Genomic DNA, 20325 nt, shown 5'->3' on the forward strand with positions numbered 1-20325 from the left:
AAATTATAACTTTGGAGGGGATTGAATGGACGGTAAACTTCTACAATATGAAGGAAGAAGTGTGGTTCGGTTCGAGCGTTATCTAAATCATCCGATAGAAAAAGTATGGAGGGCGTTAACTAGTCCCACTCAGATTGTCAATTGGTTAACTGCGCATGCTGAATTTGATTTGATCGTTAACGGAAAGATTACATTTCTTTGGGAGAATGGGGATCTGGTACATGGAAAGTTCACTATTGTCAATCCCCCAAATGAGCTCGAGTACACTTGGATAGAGAAGTCTTCAGGAGAATCAGTGGTTCGATGGGAGCTGCATGACGATGATAAAGGATGCCATCTTCACCTGACTCATACGTTTTACGAGTCCGCTGAAGTTGCTGATTTTCTGGCAGGCTGGCATGTGCATCTAGACATGATTGATATGATTCTTCATGAAAAGCAGGTCGACTTCCCTTCGGATCGTTTTAAAGACTTGCGCAAGAAATATGATTCGATAATGAATTGAGTTGTAAAGGAAGACAATGCTGATGCTCTTGGAGCGATTAGCACATCAAATTAAAATCCATTGTCGGTTGCGCATTCGAGTGGAGAGGACCAAGTGATGAGTAATAATATATTTGAAGTTTTGTCGGAACCACACAGACGGTCTATGCTGGATCTATTGCGCATTCGCGAGCGTTCAGTTGGGGAACTTGTAGATAAGTGTCAATTGAGTCAACCGGGCGTTTCCAAGCATCTAAGAGTATTGCGAGAAGCTGGATTGGTTGAGGTACGATCTGTATCCCAAAAAAACATCTATTCCTTACGCCCAGAACCGCTTCAAGAAGTCGATAAGTGGCTGGAGTCATATCGTCATTTCTGGTCCAGCAAGCTTGACGATCTCCAGTCCTTCCTTGATCAAGAGGAAGAATAGATACTTGATTAGAACTTACATTGACCATGATAAAGTCAGGAGATTATCCTGGCTTTTTCTATGTTACACCATAGATGAAGACAGAGATTCTAAAATAGATTTTTATTGAACTAACGGAAAGCTAAAAACAATGATAATTGTGGATGAGCAGACGCTTCGGCGGCCTGCTTATTTTTTTATCTTAACAAGTAGTAGAGCAAGAAGGATGACGGGGTACTATTAATGATAGAACTATTCATTACGACGGGAATGGGGATATAATTAAGGAAACAATAACACTTTTTAGCAATTTCCGCTCCATATCCTTAAGAATTAGAATAATTTATTCATAATGCTAACTAATAACATAAAGTAAATTTTTCATTTTGAAAATTTCAATTGGAATGAAGGGGATGTAGCACCGTTGGAGAGAGTTCATGACGCTGCATTAAATAGTTTCTGGGTTGCAGTGGTCGTTTCGTTGATTCTTATGTGTTTTTATCCGCTGAGCTTCTTAATTGAGGTCCATATGATGTTCTTTGTGTATCTGCTGCCATTTTTGATATTATTTCTGTGGATATTCACTCTTTTGTGCTTATGCCCTGCTTTTTATTTAATTGATCTGTTACTCAGAATTAAAAAAAGGAGATTATTTTCGTCCATGCTTGCTCACGCATTTACCGGGTTGATGATTTCCACAATGATTTATTCCCTCTGTGTAGGCAAATTAGAATGGAATTACTTCTACTGCGTACCCGGAATCCTAAGCGGCTTTCTCTTCCCAATTATGGAGCGTTGGAATTAGAGTCTCATTTCTTGCTTTTGCAGAAAGGATTGAACTACTTGAAGCCTATTATCATATTATGTATATTTCTTCTGTTCGTAATGGGATGTCAAAGCAAAGAGAACAAGTCAATAATTAAGGAGGTTTCGTCCGAATCCATTACAGTTCGAGTCAAAGTGGAAAGAGAAGAAGCATCAAAAATTAAAATTCATACCGAATTGGTGAATACAGGCGATAATTCCATTGGGATCATCCATGGCGACCCTTTGACTGGAGCAGTCGTCGGAGAGCGATCTAATCGCCCAGATATTATTTATAGTTTTGTTGGTATCTCAAAGTCATTAGCTAAGAATGAAGTATACAGTTTCGATAAGGACAAAATGATTAATATTACACCTGAAGATCAAATTCTTTACACTGAAACCATATTTTCGATTAATAGTGAAAGGAAGACCATAGAATTAAATATTAATTTAGATGAAGTTGATTAAAAAGTATCTTTGAATTCCCAATTCAAAACTTTAATATTGGAGGCGCGTAATTATGAATTATTTTATAATAACCGGCACATCAAGAGGAATTGGACAAGCTATTGCAGAGCAACTTATCTCATCAGAGCACTATTTATTTTGTATTTCACGCGAAAGAAATCATTCGTTAACAAACAAAAGCAAGAACATTACCTATTTGGAATTTGATTTACACGACATTGATCAAATCGAGGCGTTAATGAACCGAATTTTTTCAGAAATTGATCTGTCTAGAGCCAACGGGGTTTATCTCATAAACAATGCTTCTATGATCGCTCCTGTTGCATTTATTGATTCGGCTGCTGTTAACGAAATCACAGGAAACATTCATGTTAATCTGCTCGCACCTATTTTACTGACTTCTACATTTATGAAGCATACGAAAACCTTTTTAGGCAATAAGCGCATTTTAAATATATCATCCTCCTCAGCCAAACATCACCATCCTGGCATGAGTCTATATTCGGCTTCCAAAGCAGGTTTGGACGTATTCACTCAATGTGTCGGTCTTGAACAAAGCCACACCCAAGCACCAGTCGGTATTATTTCTATATGGCCAGGAATGATTGATACGAATTTGCAAAAAGAAGCAAGAACTCAAGACCAAGCAGCTTTCCCATCTGCTCAGCTATTCGGAATGGCCAAAGATGCCGGCATGCTGACGACACCAGAAGAAACCGCACAACAAATAATAGCGTTTTTGTTTACAGAGCATTTTGAACATGGTGCTATCGTTGATATTTATGACTATTCGAAGCTTCAACAACATGTTGACACTCCAAACAAAAACACTTAACAAAGGCGGCTGAAATAATGATTAGCATAATTAACGGTTCTGAAACTTTAATCATAGTCATTCATGAAATTTATGGCATTAACCGTCATATGCAACATATTTGTCAATCACTAGCGGATCACGATTTTGATGTTATTTGTCCAAATCTTTTGGTACAAGAAGTACCTTTCGACTATGCCAATGAGGAAACTGCATATCGTCATTTCATGGAAAATGTAGGCTTTATTAAGGCATCGAACCAAATTAAGCAGCTCGTATTCGACAAAAGGGCTAATTATAAAAAAGTTTTTCTTGCCGGATTTAGCGTAGGAGCAACAGCTGCATGGTTATGTTCAGAGGAACCAGAGGTTGATGGGATAGCAGCATACTATGGTTCACGCATTAGAAACTACACGGAATTACTGCCTAAATGTCCAACAATACTATTTTTTCCGCAAGAAGAATTGTCGTTTCATGTAGATGATTTAATTTCGATTTTAAGCAAAAACGATGCGAATGAAATCCATAAATTTAGCGGACAACACGGCTTCAGTGACCCGTATTCTCACAAATACAATGAACAATCCGCACAGAAGGCCTTTTCTGAGATGGTAGGCTTTTTCCATAACATAGAACGATTTTGATCCCCTCGTAGGAAGCAATACACTTGGTTGTTTGTAGACTCCTGTTAACGGAGTTTAACTTTAAGAGAGCTATCATCGGTAATTTTTCAGTAACTTTTTTATTATTGCGGCGATAGAGTGGAAGAGAGCAAATCCTATCCTATTAGGACCCGAAGGTGATATGAAGTGACGGAGCTCGGCACGAGCTCTGCTTTTTAATGCGATAATGTTAGAGGGGAATCAAAAAAGAACCTGGATGATATTATCAGGTTCTAAAGATTTGCATATAAACAAACACGATGATATAATCATTGCACGTCTTCAAAAATAGATTTAAACATAAATGTTACATCTTACAATTTCATTGTATCATGCTGCTAAGCTCTTGTCAAATCTTTTACTCAGTTTATTGGATAGGGGAGATATTGAATGAGTACTTTAGTTCTCGGTTTTCAGCAAATGGAAAAAAAGCAATTTTCACTCGTTGGAGGAAAAGGGTTGAATTTAGGGGAATTATCAAAAATCGAAGAAATTCAAGTACCAGTAGGATTTTGCGTTACAACTGAGGTTTATCAAAGAGCCTTCGAACATAACGAAACGTATCATGCATTGTTGGATCAACTTACAACGTTAAAAGCAGTAGATCGAGACCAGATTGGTGAAATCAGCAGAAAGATTCGACAAATCATTATGGAGGTAGAAATTCCTTCTGAAGTTGTGAAAGCAATTACACACTATCTCTCACAATTTGGTGATGAACATGCTTATGCCGTACGTTCTAGTGCGACTGCTGAAGATTTACCACATGCTTCTTTTGCTGGTCAGCATGACACCTATTTAAATATCATCGGCAAAGAAGCAATCATTCAGCATATCAGTAAATGTTGGGCATCTCTATTTACGGATCGCGCGGTAATATACCGTATGCAAAATGGATTTGAACACAGTCAAGTTTATTTATCCGTTATCGTTCAAAGGATGGTTTTCCCACAGGCTTCGGGCATTTTATTTACCGCCGATCCGATCAGCTCTAACCGAAAGCTGCTCTCCATCGATGCCAGCTTTGGACTTGGAGAAGCGTTGGTTTCTGGCCTAGTATCTGCCGATTGTTATATCGTACAAGGAGGAGAAATCGTCAACAAAAGGATAGCAACCAAAAAAGTGGCTATCTATGGATTAAAAGAAGGAGGAACTGAGACAAAGCAAATCGATCCTGAACTACAGAATACACAAACACTTACTGAACAACAAATTTTACGATTGGCACTCATCGGAAGACAGATCGAAGCTTATTTTGGTTGTCCACAAGATATCGAATGGTGTTTGGTAGATGATGCTTTTTATATTGTACAGAGTCGTCCAATTACAACCTTATACCCGATCCCTGAAGCGAATGATAAAGAAAATCACGTCTATGTTTCTGTTGGTCATCAACAAATGATGACCGACCCCATAAAACCATTGGGACTGTCTTTCTACCTGTTAACGACCCCAGCAACCATGCGAACAGCTGGTGGAAGGTTGTTTGTTGATATCACACATAGCCTGGCTTCCCCTGTCAGTAGCAGTATAGTAATAGATGCCTTGGGAAAATCCGATCCCCTCATAAAAGACGCGCTTATGACTATCGTAGAGCGAGAGGATTTTATAAAATCAACACCTGATGTTAAACAATTACCTAGTCCCATTAAGAGCAGTAAAGGTAAGACGTTTTCTGATATTCAAGCACAAATCGAAAATAACCCAACAATCGTTACTGATTTAATTAAGAGTAGTCAAACATCGATAGAAGAGTTAAAACAAAACATCCAAACGAAATCAGGATCAGATTTATTTGATTATATTTTAGAAGATATCCAGCATTTAAAGAAAACTCTATTTAACCCACAAAGTTCGGCTGTAATTATGACTGCCATGGATGCTTCATCATGGATTAATGAAAAAATGAACAAGTGGTTAGGTGAAAAAAACGCAGCAGATACGCTTTCGCAATCTGTACCAAACAATATTACTTCGACAATGGGTCTGGCACTCTTGGATGTCGCTGATGTGATTCGTCCTTATCAAGAAGTAATTGATTATTTACAACATGTAAGAGAAGATAACTTTTTGGATGATCTGGTTAAGCTTAATGGTGGAAAGGCAACCCAAGACGCTATTTATGCTTATCTCGACAAATATGGGATGCGATGTGCCGGTGAAATCGATATGACAAAAACTCGTTGGAGTGAAAAACCAATTACACTTGTCCCGATGATTCTAGGTAACATCAAAAACTTTGAGCCTAATGCCGGCAAGCGAAAATTCGAACAAGGGCGACAGGAAGCTTTGGAAAAAGAACAAGAGTTATTAGACCTATTAAAACAATTGCCGGATGGTAATCACAAAGCCGCAGAGACCAAACAAATGATCAGCTTAATCCAAAATTTCAGCGGGTATCGTGAATATCCAAAGTACGGCATGATTAGTCGCTACTTCGTATATAAGCAAGCTTTATTGAAAGAAGCCGAACAGCTCGTACAAGCTGGCATTATTCAAGAAAAAGAAGATGTATACTATCTTTCTTTTGAAGAACTTCGAGATATCGTAGCCTCAAATATATTGGATTACCAGATTATCAACAATCGAAAAACCGAATACAAACGATATGAAAAATTGACTCCCCCACGTGTTATTACATCTGATGGTGAAATCATTTCGGGGAAATATGAACGAGAAAATCTCCCAACCGATGCTATTGCAGGTCTGCCTGTTTCTTCTGGAGTAATCGAGGGACGAGCACGTGTTATCTTAAGTATGGAGGATGCTGATTTAGAAGATGGAGATATTTTAGTCACTTCCTTTACTGACCCAGGCTGGACACCATTGTTTGTATCCATTAAAGGTCTAGTTACCGAAGTTGGTGGGCTGATGACTCATGGGGCAGTTATCGCGCGCGAGTATGGCTTACCAGCAGTAGTTGGGGTGGAGAATGCTACCACATTAATAAAAGATGGACAACGAATACGTGTACATGGAACTGAAGGGTATATCGAAATATTGTAATGGCTAGCAAGATAACATTTAATTTAAGTCATAAAGGAGATAGAGATATGACGGAATTTTGGGAATCAAGTTTTATAGAAAAACAAACGATGTGGGGATTTGAACCTACCGACTCCGCAATCGCAACAAAGGACTTTTTCCTTGAAAAGAATGTTAAGGACATTCTGATTCCAGGTATTGGTTATGGCAGAAATGCAAAGGTTTTTATTGACAATGGAATAAATGTAACAGGTATAGAAATTTCAAATACAGCGATTGATTTGGCGAAGGATAACGGGCTTGATATAAGTATTTTTCATGGTTCAGTAACGGATATGCCCTTTGATAACAAGCTCTATGATGGTATATTCAGTCATGCGCTTATTCACTTATTGGATAATCGCGAGAGAGAAAAGTTTATTCAAGATTGTTATGATCAGTTAAAGCCAAATGGATATTTGGTTTTTACAACGGTTTCACAAAAAGCCCCAATGTTCGGAAAGGGCAAACAATTGGCTAAAGACTATTTCGAGGTAATGGAAGGTGTAAAAATGTATTTTTATGATGATGATTCCATAAAACAAGATTTTGAAAAATATGGACTGGTAAAGATTTCAGAAATTGACGAGCCAAATAAAAACACGAAAAATGCACCTCCAATCCATTTTTTAATTATAAAGTGCAAGAAAACATCGTAAACATAATCATATATTTTTCAACACTATCTAAAACATAACTTAAAGGAAATAGAACTCCACCGAGTACGAAAAAGTAGTCATTAGTGCATTGAAACAGTGACAGTCTAGGACATTATTTATTTGTTCATGACTGTCACTGTTTTTAGTTTGGAATACAAATATCAGTTCAACATTCATGCACTTGTAAAGACAAATAATGAAAACCATGATCTTTCGAGTTCTGATTTATATAAACTTTATCAGCAGCAGTCTATACCAACCGGTTAAACCCACCATACGATACATGGCAACTGTCTAAATTGCGGGAGAAATGGATAAAGGAGTTGGATAGATGAAATCAATAACGAAACTTACGGGGCGAGTGATTTTCAAGGGAAACCCTGGTTATGAAGCGGCTCGTAAGAATTGGGATCCTCATACCGACAGATTTCCAAAAGTTTTTGTTTTTGCCCAAAGAACACAGGATGTTGCAAACGCTATAAGATGGGCTCGCAAAAATAATGTTCCTATTCGCCCGAGAAGTGGACGGCACGCCTTGGAGACCAACCTTTCTCAAGTTAACGGAGGCATTGTCATCGATGTTAGCGAAATGAAGAAAATCAAGTTGAATAAAAAGTGCAGAACTGTTGTGGTTGAGTCAGGCAATCGGGTAGGAAGAGTCGTAGACAAATTGGCAAGACAAGGTTTTATCGCACCGTTTGGTGATAGTCCTTCGGTTGGAATCGGTGGAATTACACTTGGCGGAGGGATTGGTCCGCTCCAAAGAACGACTGGCCTCATTAGCGACAATCTCATCGGACTAGAAATGGTTGACGCTAAGGGAAGAGTAATCCGGGCAAATAAAAAACGCAATTCCGATCTCCTATGGGCTTCCCGCGGTGGAGGAGGCGGTAACTTTGGCGTATACACAAAATACAAATTCAAAGTACTGCGTGCTCCAGCCAAAGCTACCGTCTTCAGCGTAACGTGGCCATGGGAGCAGTTCGAAAAAGTCGTAAAGAAATGGCAAGTCTGGGCTCCTAATGCCAGCACCAGATTGGGCAGCGAATTAAATGTTGGGCCCAAAAAGGGTGGAAATGTTAGCATGCTCGGTCTGTTTCTTGGATCTAAAACGGAAGCCCTGCGTCAATTAGAGCCTATTCTAAGCGTGGGGACGCCTACAAAAAAAACCATCCGATTGTTACCATATATTGAAGCTACAAAGTTTTTGTTAGCTCCTGATCCAGTGCTGACACAAAAGTTCAGCAACCAGTTTTCAAGCGGCTTCGGCAGACGTCCTTTTCCAGATAAAGCCTATAAAGTTATGCGCGAGTTTCTAGAAAACGCTGAGGGAGGGACTCCGGCCGGCTTCTTCTTCCTTAACTGGGGAGGTGCCATAAGCCGTATCGCACCTAAAGCCACAGCATTTTACTGGCGTAAAGCTAAATTTTATGTCGAATGGAACAGCTCATGGGTTAAGCCATCTCATGCCGCTAAAAATATTGCCTTAGCACGGAACACAAGGCATAAGCTGCAGCCATATATCGTAGGCTCCTATATCAATGTACCAGACCAAGGTATCAAATGTTCTGGTCCTGTTTATTATGGTAAAAACTTTCCTAAGCTGCGTAGAGTAAAAGCTAAGTATGATCCAAATAATGTGTTCAACAATCCTCAAAGTATTCCACCGGCTTGAATGAGAATGAATTGAAATAAGGTACTTTCTCACAGTTAAGTTGTGGGGGATATCATGTCACATGCCATACAGCAAAGACACACAAGGTAACTAATCGCGTGAACCCAAGGGGATCCTTGGGTTCATTTTGCATTTTACAACTAAAATCGATAGGGTTAGGCTTCGGAAATCACAGAAACAGTATTTTGATTAAAATATTACCTTGACAGTCACAGTAGTATATCGTATTATACAGTTGCGGGGTGATTAAATGAGTGAGAACAAAATTACATCCGACCTGCTGCGCGGACATACCGATACGATGATATTGCGACTATTATCCGAAGATGATCGCTATGGATACGAAATTGTCAAATTGATCGCGGAGCGCTCGGGCGGTGAGTATGAACTAAAAGAAGCGACCATGTATTCCAGTGTTAGACGTCTTGAGACAGACGGTGATATCGAGTGGTACTGGGGCGATGAATCACAGGGTGGACGGCGCAAGTATTTTAGAATTACCGAGAAGGGCAAGGAAACATATGCCCGCAACAATAGCAACTGGGAGTATGCAAAACGCGTGCTTGAAAACTTACTATAGGAGGTTTGATGTGATGAATCAGAAATTGACGAATTATTTGAACGACGTTTTTACGCCATACGATGGGGTGAAAAGCGTCACCGAATTAAAAGCCGACCTGCTCTCCGATTTACAGGAGAGGTACCGTGAACTTAAAGCCGAGGGCAAAGACGATGAAACAGCGTTTAATAAGACCATTGAGAGCATTGGCGACATCGAGGAAACGATACTGGAAGTCGCCAATCTCTCCCGCTCGCTGGAGAGGCAAGTACTGACAAACTTTAGCGCGAGCAATTTGCCAAAGAGTGACTTTGCAGGTGTTATTGCGCATAAAGGAAATTTCACATCGAGTGCATTACACGGCTCTGACTTTGCAGGAGCAGACTTGACCGGAAGCACCTTTAAGAGCAGCGACATACGTGAAGCCAATTTTAACGGCGCAAATCTGACCGACTGTACCCTATCTGTCAATGATCTTTCCAATGCGAGCTTCAATAAATCGATCCTTGTACGCACCAACTTCAGCATTTCAGGGATGGAAGGAGCAAAATTCACAGGCGTAAAACTGACCGACGTCACGCTAAACAAGATCGACCTTAAAAAAACAATTTTTGAAGGTTGTATCTTTGACGGCGTGGACTTCAAATATTGTGACCTGAGTGGGCTGTGTCTTGACGGGCAAACCTTTATCGGCGTTAAGTTTGACAAGTCTGCTATAAATGAAGTTTCGTTTAAGGGTGCTACACTCAAGAATGTTTCTTTTCAAGCATTTTTTTCCTTGACTAATAAGTATTACCGCTCCATCAAGACCATCTGCTTTGACGACGCAGTCATGGATAAGCTGACCTATGCTGCGCTTAAAGGAATGGGAGCCGAATTGTCTAAGGTTACAGTTCGATAAGGAGGGGAAAAACATGAAAAACAAATCAATTCAAGTTATAGGTCTGCAAAAGTCTTACAAAGAGCTTGCCGTCCTTAAGGGAGTAGATTTCGAGGTGGAAAAGGGCAGTATTTTTGCACTGCTCGGTTCAAATGGGGCAGGTAAAACGACGGTTGTCAAAATCCTCACTACGCTGCTCAAACAAGACAGTGGAACCGCCGTCGTTGAGGGATTCGATGTAGCGTCTAAACCTGATCATGTGAGGCAGGCGATTAGTTTAACCGGACAATTTGCCGCTGTAGACGAATTAATGACCGGACGGGAAAATCTAATCATGATTGCCAAACTGCGATACCTGAGTAATCCGCGGCAAGTTGCGGACGACTTGCTTAAACGCTTTGGCCTGACAGACGCCGCCAACCGCAGGGTATCTACTTATTCGGGTGGGATGCGCCGCAGGCTCGACATCGCATTGAGTTTTGTAGGGAAACCGCAGGTTATTTTCCTCGACGAGCCGACCACTGGCCTTGATCCCGAGGCACGCATCGAGGTTTGGAAGATCGTGAAGGAGCTTGCAGACAGCGGCACTACGGTATTCCTAACTACGCAGTATTTGGAAGAGGCGGAACAGCTCGCTGACCGAATAGCTATTCTGCACAAGGGTAAAATCATCGCCAGTGGTACGCTTTTGGAGCTAAAAAAGATGTTTCCATCAACGAAAGTGGAGTATATTGAAAAGCAGCCGACATTGGAAGAGATATTCCTCTCCATTATTGGCAAGAAGGAGGGAGCATAAATGGAGACGGTAAAAAAACATTTTTTTAACGATTTGGGTGTTATGCTCGGACGTTCCATGCGCCATATTTCCCGTAGTATGGACACCATCGTCACGGTCTGTATCACTCCGATTGCGATGATGCTATTGTTCGTCTATGTGTTTGGCGGTGCAATTCAAACCGGTACGGATAACTATGTTAATTATCTATTGCCCGGAATACTGCTCATTGCGATTGCTAGCGGGATATCCTACACGGCATTTCGTCTGTTTACCGATGTACAGCGAGGTATTTTCGAGCGGTTTCATTCCATGCCAATTTCGCGTTCTACCTTACTATGGGGGCATGTGCTGACTTCACTAGTATCCAATGCTATCTCGGTTGTCGTTATCATTCTCGTAGCACTGATTATGGGTTTTCGTTCTTCGGCTGGGATACTAGACTGGCTTGCAGTAGCTGGCATACTCATGCTGTTTACGCTGGCATTAACCTGGGTCGCTGCCATTGCAGGATTATTGGCAAAATCGGTGGATGGGGCAAGCGCTTTTTCCTACCCGATCATCTTCCTTCCGTTTATTAGCTCGGCATTTGTGCCGACTGAATCGATGCCTTCGGTCGTTCGTGCCTTTGCTGAAAACCAGCCGGTAACCTCGATCGTTGAAGCCATTCGCGCGTTGCTTTCAAACCAACCGGTGGGCAATGAATTATGGATTGCGCTTGCTTGGTGCGTAGGGATCTTGTTTGTAGCCTACTTCTTTGCGATGAGGGTTTATAGAAAACGGTTTTAAATGATCAAATGCGACCCAGTACTGTATCAGTACTGGGTTTATTCTTTTTATGAAGAAAGGCAAGATCAGGGAGTGCCCTTATCCTGCCTCACACGGTTATTCATTACTAGTGCACTAAACTTTCCAAATCCGGCTGCAATTTGTTCCTGAGGACATACAGCATGATCGCTCCAACAAGGAATGCGACGGCATCCGCTATGACAAGGGACCAGACCACCCCATGAAAGCCGTTCAAGCGATTAGCTATAAACAACACAGGAATCAAAGTAACACCTTGAATAATTGACATAATAAAAGCGGCGGTGCCTTGCGCTGTTGCTTGGAAGATTCCCGTAAACAACGAGGTCATTCCTGTAATGAACAAGGATAAGAACGTCACATGCAGAATGTAGCTGCCCATTTCAATTAATTGCGGGTCATTCGTAAATAAACCAATTAAATGATCGGAAATCAGATAGACGATAATTCCGAACACGACTGCTAACGCAACAACCACTTTAATTGTGAATGTAATGGTATGCTTCATGCGTAATTTATTCGCTGTAAAAGAGAAGGCAATCATCGGTACGACTCCCTCACATAATCCCATCAGAATAAACTCTGGAAATTGCAGCAATCGCGATGAAATTCCGAACCCCGCAATAGCTTGCTCCCCATATTCGACAAGAAAATGGTTAAAGATGAGCGACATTGCACCCATGAAGATACTCATAACAAAAACGGGAACTCCGATTTTGAATACATTGCCTAGAATGTCCTTGGTAGCCTTAAACCATTTTATAGAAATGGTCAAAAATTGGCTTTTATATCTTATATGAAAGGCGTAGTACATACTCGCAACTAAATTAGAAATGACTGTAGCAGATGCAACACCGATTACGTCCCAATGGAAAACGAAGATGACAAGCGCATCTAGAATAATATTTACAACAACACTGATAATCATACCGATCATCGACGTGGTAGCTGACCCCTCCGAGCGCACAATATTCTCCAGCGTAAAAAATAAGACGACGATTGGTGAACCAATGAGCATTATCGTGACGTAGTCCTTTGTAAATCCAAAGGAGTCAGGCGTTGCCCCCAGACCATGAACGATTGTATTAATCAACGGGAGACTAACGGCCATCACGATGAGACCGAGAACTAAACTGCTGTAAAAGGCGAATGAAGATACATGCTTAACATCATCATATTTTTTCTCACCTAACAACCGAGAGATGAATGCTCCGCTGCCGATGCCAATCAAGTTGCCTAGTGCCATAATCACCGCGAATAAAGGCAAGGTGAGCGCGAGTGCAGTCAACATGGCCGTATTGTGAAGTGTACCAAGAAAATAGGCATTCAAAATGGAGTATATGACACTCATTGACATGCCTAGCATCATCGGTATAGCGAAGTGAGCTACAGCTTTTGAGACAGGTGCTTTTTCAAAGTAATGGAGGTTTTCTGTATCCATGTGAATCACTACTTTCTTTATTTATTTCGATATACAATCTAACAGTGTTAGTTTGTATCTTACAGTGTTAGATGATATCATGAACTTATGAACCTGTAAAGCATAAACTTACACTGTTAGATAAAAGGACGGATACCGATGAAAAAAAAGCAGCCTCAGATTTCGGAGGAAAAGATTTTGGAAACCTCGTGGGAGCTTCTAGGAGAGGAAGGCATTGAGAAATTCAGCATGAGGCGATTGGCCGATCGTCTGGGCATTCAGGCTCCCTCTTTGTATTGGTATTTCAAGAGCAAGCAGAATCTCTACCAGCGCCTGGCCAACCATGTATCGAAGATCATTTTGGAGGAGTTTCACTCTGAGGGAGATTGGCAGGAGCAGCTAGCGGAATTTGCGCTTACCGTACGTAGTGTGCTCAGCCGATATCCCTGCTCCACGCAGCTCATGATGTTGACGCTGCCCCACGAACCAGACATGATCCGGTTCACCAACCGAATGCTGCTCTGCATGGAATCTACGCCACTTAAGCAAGAGCAAAAATTACAAGCCGTTCTTACGCTGGTGAACTATGTCTTCTACTTCGTTCTGGACAATTATCAGCATCAGCGCGTTGTATCCACTATGCTTGAGGAGCAGGGAGGGCTTCGTGAGGGAGAGATAAACAGTCTTCTGGACTCCATGAGCGAGACAGACGCCGGACTGTTTCGAGGGATGTACAAAAGTGGGCTATTCAATCTGATAGGAACCGACGGAGCGTTTGAATTCGGCATGAAGTTGATTCTGAAGGGGATTGAGCAAGTAATAGAGGATCAGGATAGGTAGTATGTAAACACACTACGATTACATTTTGAGGAAAGGTGATATTAAGGTGATCTACAAAGGGATATTCTTGGCTTTCGTAATCATCCAAAATATTTATTTACTCATAACACAACCAGATAAATATAAACTATGGATATCAGTATTTAATATATTAGTAGGTACCCTAATGACATTAATGGCTATTTTTTATTATTTTGATGCTTATAAACCTAAAATTGGTCCAGTAGGAAATGGTCCCGATCCTGATTTCATTTTGACTAATTTTCTCGGCATGATCGTTACGGGAGGATGCTTTATAATTATCGGTTTGATCGGTGTTCACATTAAAAGAAAGCTGCAGCACAAGAAATAATAGGAGAAGCTATTCCTAGTTTGAATTACGGCCCGCCTTTACAAACGGAATCAAGACACTGTTATCACATTTGGAAAAGCTTTTGTGAATTTGTATACCGGTGCTATTGCAGAACAAAATGCAGTCACATTTAGAAATTACATATCAAACGAGAATCTTCTTAAATTTACAAATAAAATGCTTGAGCTAGAACAAAGAAAAGAATTAAAGGGAGAGTTTAGTGTTGTTTTCGGTCTGGAAAATAAATTTGCGGAAGCAGAATTCAAGCAACTTGATGAAAATCTCTACTACGTAAATTTACCTTTTTCGAACCAAGGATCTGGTATGAGCTTTAAGATGTTAGTTCAAACAGAAAATAAAATATTAAAAATCGTTGATTTGTACTTTGGAAACAAAGACGGTGTAGACACGATTGTAACTGGACATCCCGCTGTTAGAAAACTACATGATTCAAAACTATGGGATGACCAAGAATGGGTTGATGGTGTTTTTGAAAAGCTTGAAAAAATAGAAATCTGAACGAAGCTCTTGAGCATGCTTAAATAGGAGACAAGCTATTAAAAACCACGTATATCGTGGTTTTTTTGTTTTTTCGGTACATATACTTAGCAATGTGCTATGTCAAGAATTTGTACCGAATAACGAAAAAGGCAATCATGATTGACAATCAATTTACCGAGTGTTACCATAAGCATATTAATTGTACTGACTAGTCAGTTTATTACGGAAAGGAGAGACATTTCGCATTGAGCAAAACGAAAATTATGTCAGCAGCGATAGACGTTTTCTCGGAAAATGGATACCACCGAGCTAGTATGGACGATATCGCACTTAGAGCAAAGGTTGCCAAAGGGACGCTGTATTATCATTTTCCAGGAAAAGCACAGCTGTTTAAGACGATCGTAATGGATGGACTGCAGGTAATTACCGATCGAATACGGAATGAGCTGCAAACTGATCTTTCGTTGGAAGAACAAATCAGGCGAATCATCCGGCACAATCTCGACTTGTTTCTGGATTCCAGCGGATTCGCACATATCGTGTTCAACGAATTGTCGAACGGAATCGATCAGGAAGTACTAGAGGAATTGAATGAACTGAAGCTCGGTTATATTCGTTTTATAGCAGAGGTGCTGGAAGGAAGCCGGGAAGAGGGGGTAATGATCAATGTCAATTGCAGCTTGGCTGCTGCGGGAATTGTCGGATTGCTCAACAGTTCCTGCGATTACTTTCTAACCTATGGCAGTAGTATGAACCGCGACGATCTTGAACATTTTCTTTATCAGATTATTACGACCGGGTTGTTTTTGACCCCCAGCGGCAAGCCAGATGGTATGTTGAACTGATTTCATTCTAAGCGGAAAGCGGCGATGCGACGTATGAATTGGAAAACTGACAGCGAACTGATACCTTTGTCTTGGTTTAAAGAAATGCGAAACTCTTCCCCTGTCGTGTTCAATTCGGAGAAAAATACTTGGGACGTGTACAAGTACGAAGATGTCAAGAAGATATTTGCCGATCATGAGCATTATTCTTCAAAAGGGACGGAAAGCGCCATGGAGCCGATCAACTCAAGCATTCTTAGGCAAGATCCACCTAAACACCGACAGCTGCGTATGCTCGTTTCGCAAGCTTTCACGCCTCGGGCTATCGAAGCGCTCGCACCGAAAATTGAATCGATTGCGCAGCAATTGTGCGATCAAGCAGAAGAGACGGGGGAGATGGATGCCCTTCTCGATTATGCGAGCCCTCTGCCGATCATCGTCATCGTCGAAATGCTGGGCATTCCGTCTGTGGATCGCGACCGGTTCAAGGAATGGTCGGATTCGCTAGTTGGGAATGACGGCGAACGTTATTTTCAATGCCAGAAGGAAATGAGCGACTATTTCTCCGACATCATGAATCGAAGACGGCTTGACCCGCAGGATGATCTCATCAGCAATCTCGTTCATGCAAAGGTCGAAGGCAAGCAATTAAGTGACTTGGAGATCATCGGATTCTGCATTCTGCTGCTGGTGGCGGGGAATGAAACGACGACCAATCTTATAACGTCAGCCTTACTGTGCCTAGATAGTGACAGAGAGGCTAGGAAAAGTCTCATCGAGGAACCTTCCATGATTCTGCAAGCCATCGAAGAGGTGCTTCGCTATTGCTCTCCCGTTCAAACGATGAATCGAATCGTTAAAAAGACGACTGTTCTGCGCGGCCAAACGCTTTCGCCCGGACAAATGGTCAACCTCTGGATCGGGTCGGCCAATCATGACGGAGAGCAATTTAATAATCCGGAAAAATTCGATATCCATCGCAACCCGAATCCGCATCTGGCATTGGGACACGGCATACACTTCTGCTTGGGCTCTCAGCTTGCCCGCTTGGAGAGCAAGATCGCCATTCAAACACTTCTTAGCAGGTTTCCTGACTACGCAAGAGATCGTTCGCACACGCTAGAGCGGCTGGACAGCTGGATGATGTTCGGGGTCAATCGTTTGCCACTGGTTCTGACGACATAACTTTACTTTAACAGGAGCTTGATTGCATATTCAACACCAATAAAAGTCGTATAAGCTTATGTAATCATTGGTTCTACAATCGAACAATACTATAGCGTAAGAATCAACATGACGAGGCTGCTGATATTAAACGGCAGCCTCTTTGAGCAATATTTATTTACTTATATGTTTAATACTCCGTGTGAAGAATGGGAAGATTGGTAATCGCATCAAAAGCCATCCTAATTACTACAATCGACAATAGCTTTGCAGCACAACATGAGCATACCATAATCATAACAAAGGATTAGCCAATAATCGTGACTGCAGCATAGACCATTAGAATGACTGTAACTTCATATTGTGTTATACACCATTTATGGACATCCGTTTTAGAAGAGCGGATATGTCCATTTTTTATTGTAAATATAGCACCGCATTCCGCTCTTTTCTTAAATTACTCGTACGCATTACACGCTTGTTTCCTGTTAACAGAGTAAGCCCGAAGCTTAGTATGAGGACGAATCCGGCAACCACATATGGAAAGTTTACATTTACATCGAACAGGATTCCGGCTGCTATCGGTCCGATAATATTGCCCATGCTAGTAAAAGCAGAGTTAAGTCCTGCCACATATCCCTGCTGTTCATGCGCAACCATGGACATTTGCGTGCTAATATCGGGGCGTATAATATCAATGGACAAAAATATAACAAAAGTAACTGCAAAAATCAGCCAATATTGATGAACGAACAACGTCAGCAGGACGAACACCCCTGAAGCGAGCAGACAAAGTGTAATGACCCGCTTTTCGCCGAAACGGTTGATGAGCCAGCCGAAAATGGATAACTGAATGACTGCGCCTACAATGGACGCAAAGGTGAAAATGAAAGCAATATCCTTCGGTGTGAAGCCGAGCTTATGGTCGACGAAGAGGCCGAAAACTGCTTCATAATTGGCAAGCCCAAAGGACATGACGAAAACAAGGATAGAGTCTTAAATCCAATAAAGCTCACTTTAAGAAAACCTCTGATCTGATACGAACAGATGAATATAGCAAATAGAAGTTTTGCCACCTATAAGGCGGTTTTTTTTATTTTCAAAGGATAAACAATCGATTGGTGCCTTCACCTTCATTGTAGAGCACAGTAGAGAATTACTTTATGGAGCAGATCTCAGAAGAAATCTTTTACTTAGAACTATCGAAGGCTCACTTACTTAATATCTTATAAGAAATTCTTGAAATGACAGAAATTTATCTGAGAGGGGGGTGCTATTATACAAATATAAATAAAGACGAGGTGATGACATGCAATCGAAATTGGCAGCGGAAGCTATTCCCCTCTCCAAAAAGCGGAATTCGTGGTTAAGGACCATACAAAAGTATAAAGTGATGTACCTTCTATTAATTCCGGCATTGGTTTATTTTGCCGTATTCAAATACATCCCATTGGCCGGAATCATTATTGCTTTTAAAAACTACAATCTGGCTTTGGGGTTATGGGATAGCCCGTGGGTCGGATTTAAAAACTTTACAGATTTTATTAACGGCGTTTATTTCTGGGACATCATGAGAAACACGATAATTATATCGCTGTATAAGCTATTGTTCGGTTTCTCCGCTCCCATCGCACTTGCTTTGCTTCTTAATGAAGTTCATACCCAATGGTTTAAGAAAATCGTACAAACCATTACTTATTTACCGCATTTTCTGTCTTGGGTCATTGTTTATGGATTGATGGTTGCATTATTGGCTCCGGGTGATGGCCTTTTCAATATGATTTTGAAGGAAAACGGTTTTGATCCCATCTCCTTCCTAACGGAGCCTGCTTGGGGAAGACTGCTGGTTATCTCGTCTGAAATATGGAAGGACATCGGTTGGGGAGCGATACTATACCTTGCCGCATTATCAGGGATTGACCCAAGCTTATATGAAGCAGCTCGAATGGATGGCGCTTCCAAATCAAGACAGCTCTGGCATGTAACCTTGCCCGGCATTCGAGGAGTCATTATTCTGATGCTCATTCTTAAATTGAGCCATATTCTGGACGCTGGTTTTGACCAAATCTTCATGTTTGCCAATACTTTTAACCAGGAGAAAATCGATATTATTGACACATGGGTATACCGCGAGGGGCTGGAGCGTCTTAAGATTGGCCTCGCAACTGCTGTGGGATTGTTTAAAGCTGTCATCGGATTTATTTTAGTATTGGCTGCAAACAAGCTTGCCAAAAAATTCGATGGGCAAATTTGGTGAGGTGGTATGAGATATGATTAAGCTGACGATCGGGGAAAAGGTATGGCAATCAGCCGTTTATTTTATTCTTATTATGTTATCGCTGCTTTGCTTGCTTCCCTTTTTATATGTGGTCGCTGTTTCGGTAACACCGGAATCGGAAGTGTTAAGAAGAGGGATTGTGATAATACCAGAATCCTTTACCTTTGCAGCCTATAAGGAAGTATTCATTTCTAATGGTATAGGGCAGGCGTATAAAATTACGCTGTTCCGAACGATTGTAGGCACTGCGTTAAATGTGTTTTTTACGGTAATCGCGGCGTACCCGTTATCCAAAAAATATTTGCCGGGACGCAGTCCGTTTTTATTATTCATTGTGTTTACCATGATGTTTAGCGGGGGATTAATTCCGACTTATTTGTTAATCCGCTCTTTGGGGATGTTAAATAGTCCATGGGTTTTGATTGTTCCGCATCTCATTAGTGCATTTAATCTGGTGATCATTAAAGGCTTTTTCGAGCAATTGCCTGCTGAAATTGAGGAATCGGCGAGAGTTGACGGTGCAAGTGAACTTCAGTCGCTATGGAAAATCATTTTACCGCTGTCCATGCCTGTCCTCGCTACGATTTCCCTATTTTACGCAGTAGGGCATTGGAATAGTTATTTCGATGCGATTGTGTATATCAATGATGCGAATTTAATGCCACTTCAAGTTGTCTTGCGCAACATTCTGCTTAATATTGCAAATCAAAGTGCTGAGTCGATGGCCAATACCGGAACGGTTAGCCAGTTCGCTGTTCAAATGGCTGCTGTTGTCGTGACTACGGTCCCCATTTTGATCGTATATCCATTTATGCAAAAGCATTTTACCAAGGGTATGCTCATGGGATCGATTAAAGGTTAAAAAGCAAATCTTATCTAGGTTGTTACGGGAAACCGTGATAATATACAAGCAAAGGAGAGGTC

20 protein-coding genes and 1 pseudogene are annotated in these 20325 nt (G+C 41.2%); 19 read left to right on the forward strand and 2 right to left on the reverse strand.

The genetic code is table 11. The annotated features are described in order from the left end of the window. Nucleotides 1-25 precede the first annotated feature (25 nt). The 12 genes from ACIFSR_RS19085 to ACIFSR_RS19140 all read left to right on the forward strand — a co-directional run bounded on the left by ACIFSR_RS19085 (nt 26) and on the right by ACIFSR_RS19140 (nt 12004). Entirely contained in the window at nt 26-505 is a 480-nt protein-coding gene (locus ACIFSR_RS19085) for an SRPBCC family protein (RefSeq protein WP_430059228.1), read from the forward strand. 96 nt (nt 506-601) lie between these two features. Then, nucleotides 602-913, forward strand: a complete 312-nt coding sequence (locus ACIFSR_RS19090; RefSeq protein ID WP_339209257.1) for an ArsR/SmtB family transcription factor — start codon at nt 602-604, stop codon at nt 911-913. 711 nt (nt 914-1624) lie between these two features. Beyond that, nucleotides 1625-2167 (forward strand): hypothetical protein, encoded by a 543-nt coding sequence (locus ACIFSR_RS19095; protein WP_430059231.1) that lies wholly within the window; start codon nt 1625-1627, stop codon nt 2165-2167. Nucleotides 2168-2219: 52 nt separating this feature from the next. Continuing rightward, a complete protein-coding gene (locus ACIFSR_RS19100; RefSeq protein ID WP_339209254.1) occupies nt 2220-3002 on the forward strand; it encodes a (S)-benzoin forming benzil reductase in 783 nt (260 codons plus the stop codon). A gap of 17 nt (nt 3003-3019) precedes the next feature. Beyond that, entirely contained in the window at nt 3020-3625 is a 606-nt protein-coding gene (locus ACIFSR_RS19105; protein WP_339209252.1) for a dienelactone hydrolase family protein, read from the forward strand. A 408-nt stretch (nt 3626-4033) separates the two neighbouring features. Beyond that, nucleotides 4034-6649, forward strand: a complete 2616-nt coding sequence (gene ppsA, locus ACIFSR_RS19110; protein ID WP_430059233.1) for a phosphoenolpyruvate synthase — start codon at nt 4034-4036, stop codon at nt 6647-6649. A 47-nt stretch (nt 6650-6696) separates the two neighbouring features. Continuing rightward, a complete protein-coding gene (locus ACIFSR_RS19115; RefSeq protein WP_430059235.1) occupies nt 6697-7326 on the forward strand; it encodes a class I SAM-dependent methyltransferase in 630 nt (209 codons plus the stop codon). 331 nt (nt 7327-7657) lie between these two features. Continuing rightward, complete coding sequence (locus tag ACIFSR_RS19120; protein ID WP_430059236.1) at nt 7658-9001, forward strand: FAD-binding oxidoreductase; 1344 nt, start codon at nt 7658-7660, stop codon at nt 8999-9001. 250 nt (nt 9002-9251) lie between these two features. Then, nucleotides 9252-9581: a PadR family transcriptional regulator gene (locus tag ACIFSR_RS19125; RefSeq protein ID WP_339209247.1), complete on the forward strand. Its 330-nt coding sequence runs from the start codon at nt 9252-9254 to the stop codon at nt 9579-9581. A 13-nt stretch (nt 9582-9594) separates the two neighbouring features. Beyond that, on the forward strand, nt 9595-10461 hold the full coding sequence (locus tag ACIFSR_RS19130) for a pentapeptide repeat-containing protein (RefSeq protein ID WP_339209245.1): 867 nt from the start codon (nt 9595-9597) through the stop codon (nt 10459-10461). Nucleotides 10462-10474: 13 nt separating this feature from the next. After that, nucleotides 10475-11236 carry an ABC transporter ATP-binding protein gene (locus ACIFSR_RS19135; protein WP_339209243.1) on the forward strand — a complete coding sequence of 254 codons (762 nt, stop codon included), beginning with the start codon at nt 10475-10477 and terminating at the stop codon, nt 11234-11236. Next, on the forward strand, nt 11237-12004 hold the full coding sequence (locus ACIFSR_RS19140) for an ABC transporter permease (RefSeq protein WP_339209241.1): 768 nt from the start codon (nt 11237-11239) through the stop codon (nt 12002-12004). Between the two features lie 106 nt (nt 12005-12110). Here ACIFSR_RS19140 and ACIFSR_RS19145 read toward each other — a convergent pair whose 3' ends face one another. Then, nucleotides 12111-13463, reverse strand: coding sequence for an MATE family efflux transporter (locus ACIFSR_RS19145; protein ID WP_430059238.1), 1353 nt, complete (start codon nt 13461-13463; stop codon nt 12111-12113). A 138-nt stretch (nt 13464-13601) separates the two neighbouring features. Between ACIFSR_RS19145 and ACIFSR_RS19150 the strand changes: the two genes are divergently transcribed. From ACIFSR_RS19150 to ACIFSR_RS19170, 5 genes are all read left to right on the forward strand, one after another. Continuing rightward, nucleotides 13602-14282: a TetR/AcrR family transcriptional regulator gene (locus tag ACIFSR_RS19150; protein WP_430059240.1), complete on the forward strand. Its 681-nt coding sequence runs from the start codon at nt 13602-13604 to the stop codon at nt 14280-14282. Between the two features lie 166 nt (nt 14283-14448). Next, complete coding sequence (locus ACIFSR_RS19155) at nt 14449-14634, forward strand: hypothetical protein (protein ID WP_430059242.1); 186 nt, start codon at nt 14449-14451, stop codon at nt 14632-14634. An 84-nt stretch (nt 14635-14718) separates the two neighbouring features. Next, entirely contained in the window at nt 14719-15153 is a 435-nt protein-coding gene (locus ACIFSR_RS19160; protein ID WP_430059244.1) for a hypothetical protein, read from the forward strand. Between the two features lie 227 nt (nt 15154-15380). Next, a complete protein-coding gene (locus ACIFSR_RS19165; RefSeq protein WP_339209235.1) occupies nt 15381-15980 on the forward strand; it encodes a TetR/AcrR family transcriptional regulator in 600 nt (199 codons plus the stop codon). Nucleotides 15981-16013: 33 nt separating this feature from the next. Further along, nucleotides 16014-17144 (forward strand): cytochrome P450, encoded by a 1131-nt coding sequence (locus tag ACIFSR_RS19170; protein WP_430059246.1) that lies wholly within the window; start codon nt 16014-16016, stop codon nt 17142-17144. 396 nt (nt 17145-17540) lie between these two features. Here the strand turns inward: ACIFSR_RS19170 and ACIFSR_RS19175 are convergent. Next, nucleotides 17541-18113, reverse strand: a pseudogene (locus ACIFSR_RS19175) (MFS transporter); the annotation flags it as partial. Between the two features lie 319 nt (nt 18114-18432). On the opposite strand from ACIFSR_RS19175, the gene ACIFSR_RS19180 reads away from it, so the two are divergent. After that, nucleotides 18433-19380, forward strand: coding sequence for an ABC transporter permease (locus ACIFSR_RS19180; protein ID WP_339209232.1), 948 nt, complete (start codon nt 18433-18435; stop codon nt 19378-19380). 13 nt (nt 19381-19393) lie between these two features. Next, nucleotides 19394-20263, forward strand: a complete 870-nt coding sequence (locus ACIFSR_RS19185; protein WP_339209231.1) for a carbohydrate ABC transporter permease — start codon at nt 19394-19396, stop codon at nt 20261-20263. Nucleotides 20264-20325 lie beyond the last annotated feature (62 nt).

Source organism: Paenibacillus sp. NRS-1760, assembly GCF_050467785.1.
Taxonomy (GTDB): domain Bacteria; phylum Bacillota; class Bacilli; order Paenibacillales; family Paenibacillaceae; genus Pristimantibacillus.

Excerpts from the sequence above, each read along its gene's own strand:
- ACIFSR_RS19120 (WP_430059236.1), top strand. The coding sequence starts at position 7,658 with ATGAAATCAATAACGAAACTTACGGGGCGAGTGATTTTCAAGGGAAAC.
- ACIFSR_RS19185 (WP_339209231.1), top strand. The coding sequence starts at position 19,394 with ATGATTAAGCTGACGATCGGGGAAAAGGTATGGCAATCAGCCGTTTAT.
- ACIFSR_RS19090 (WP_339209257.1), top strand. The coding sequence starts at position 602 with ATGAGTAATAATATATTTGAAGTTTTGTCGGAACCACACAGACGGTCT.
- ACIFSR_RS19105 (WP_339209252.1), top strand. The coding sequence starts at position 3,020 with ATGATTAGCATAATTAACGGTTCTGAAACTTTAATCATAGTCATTCAT.
- ACIFSR_RS19085 (WP_430059228.1), top strand. The coding sequence starts at position 26 with ATGGACGGTAAACTTCTACAATATGAAGGAAGAAGTGTGGTTCGGTTC.
- ACIFSR_RS19180 (WP_339209232.1), top strand. The coding sequence starts at position 18,433 with ATGCAATCGAAATTGGCAGCGGAAGCTATTCCCCTCTCCAAAAAGCGG.
- ACIFSR_RS19140 (WP_339209241.1), top strand. The coding sequence starts at position 11,237 with ATGGAGACGGTAAAAAAACATTTTTTTAACGATTTGGGTGTTATGCTC.
- ACIFSR_RS19100 (WP_339209254.1), top strand. The coding sequence starts at position 2,220 with ATGAATTATTTTATAATAACCGGCACATCAAGAGGAATTGGACAAGCT.
- ACIFSR_RS19135 (WP_339209243.1), top strand. The coding sequence starts at position 10,475 with ATGAAAAACAAATCAATTCAAGTTATAGGTCTGCAAAAGTCTTACAAA.
- ACIFSR_RS19115 (WP_430059235.1), top strand. The coding sequence starts at position 6,697 with ATGACGGAATTTTGGGAATCAAGTTTTATAGAAAAACAAACGATGTGG.
- ACIFSR_RS19130 (WP_339209245.1), top strand. The coding sequence starts at position 9,595 with ATGAATCAGAAATTGACGAATTATTTGAACGACGTTTTTACGCCATAC.
- ACIFSR_RS19125 (WP_339209247.1), top strand. The coding sequence starts at position 9,252 with ATGAGTGAGAACAAAATTACATCCGACCTGCTGCGCGGACATACCGAT.
- ACIFSR_RS19145 (WP_430059238.1), bottom strand. The coding sequence starts at position 13,463 with ATGGATACAGAAAACCTCCATTACTTTGAAAAAGCACCTGTCTCAAAA.
- ACIFSR_RS19170 (WP_430059246.1), top strand. The coding sequence starts at position 16,014 with ATGAATTGGAAAACTGACAGCGAACTGATACCTTTGTCTTGGTTTAAA.
- ACIFSR_RS19150 (WP_430059240.1), top strand. The coding sequence starts at position 13,602 with ATGAAAAAAAAGCAGCCTCAGATTTCGGAGGAAAAGATTTTGGAAACC.
- ppsA (WP_430059233.1), top strand. The coding sequence starts at position 4,034 with ATGAGTACTTTAGTTCTCGGTTTTCAGCAAATGGAAAAAAAGCAATTT.
- ACIFSR_RS19095 (WP_430059231.1), top strand. The coding sequence starts at position 1,625 with ATGGAATTACTTCTACTGCGTACCCGGAATCCTAAGCGGCTTTCTCTT.
- ACIFSR_RS19155 (WP_430059242.1), top strand. The coding sequence starts at position 14,449 with ATGACATTAATGGCTATTTTTTATTATTTTGATGCTTATAAACCTAAA.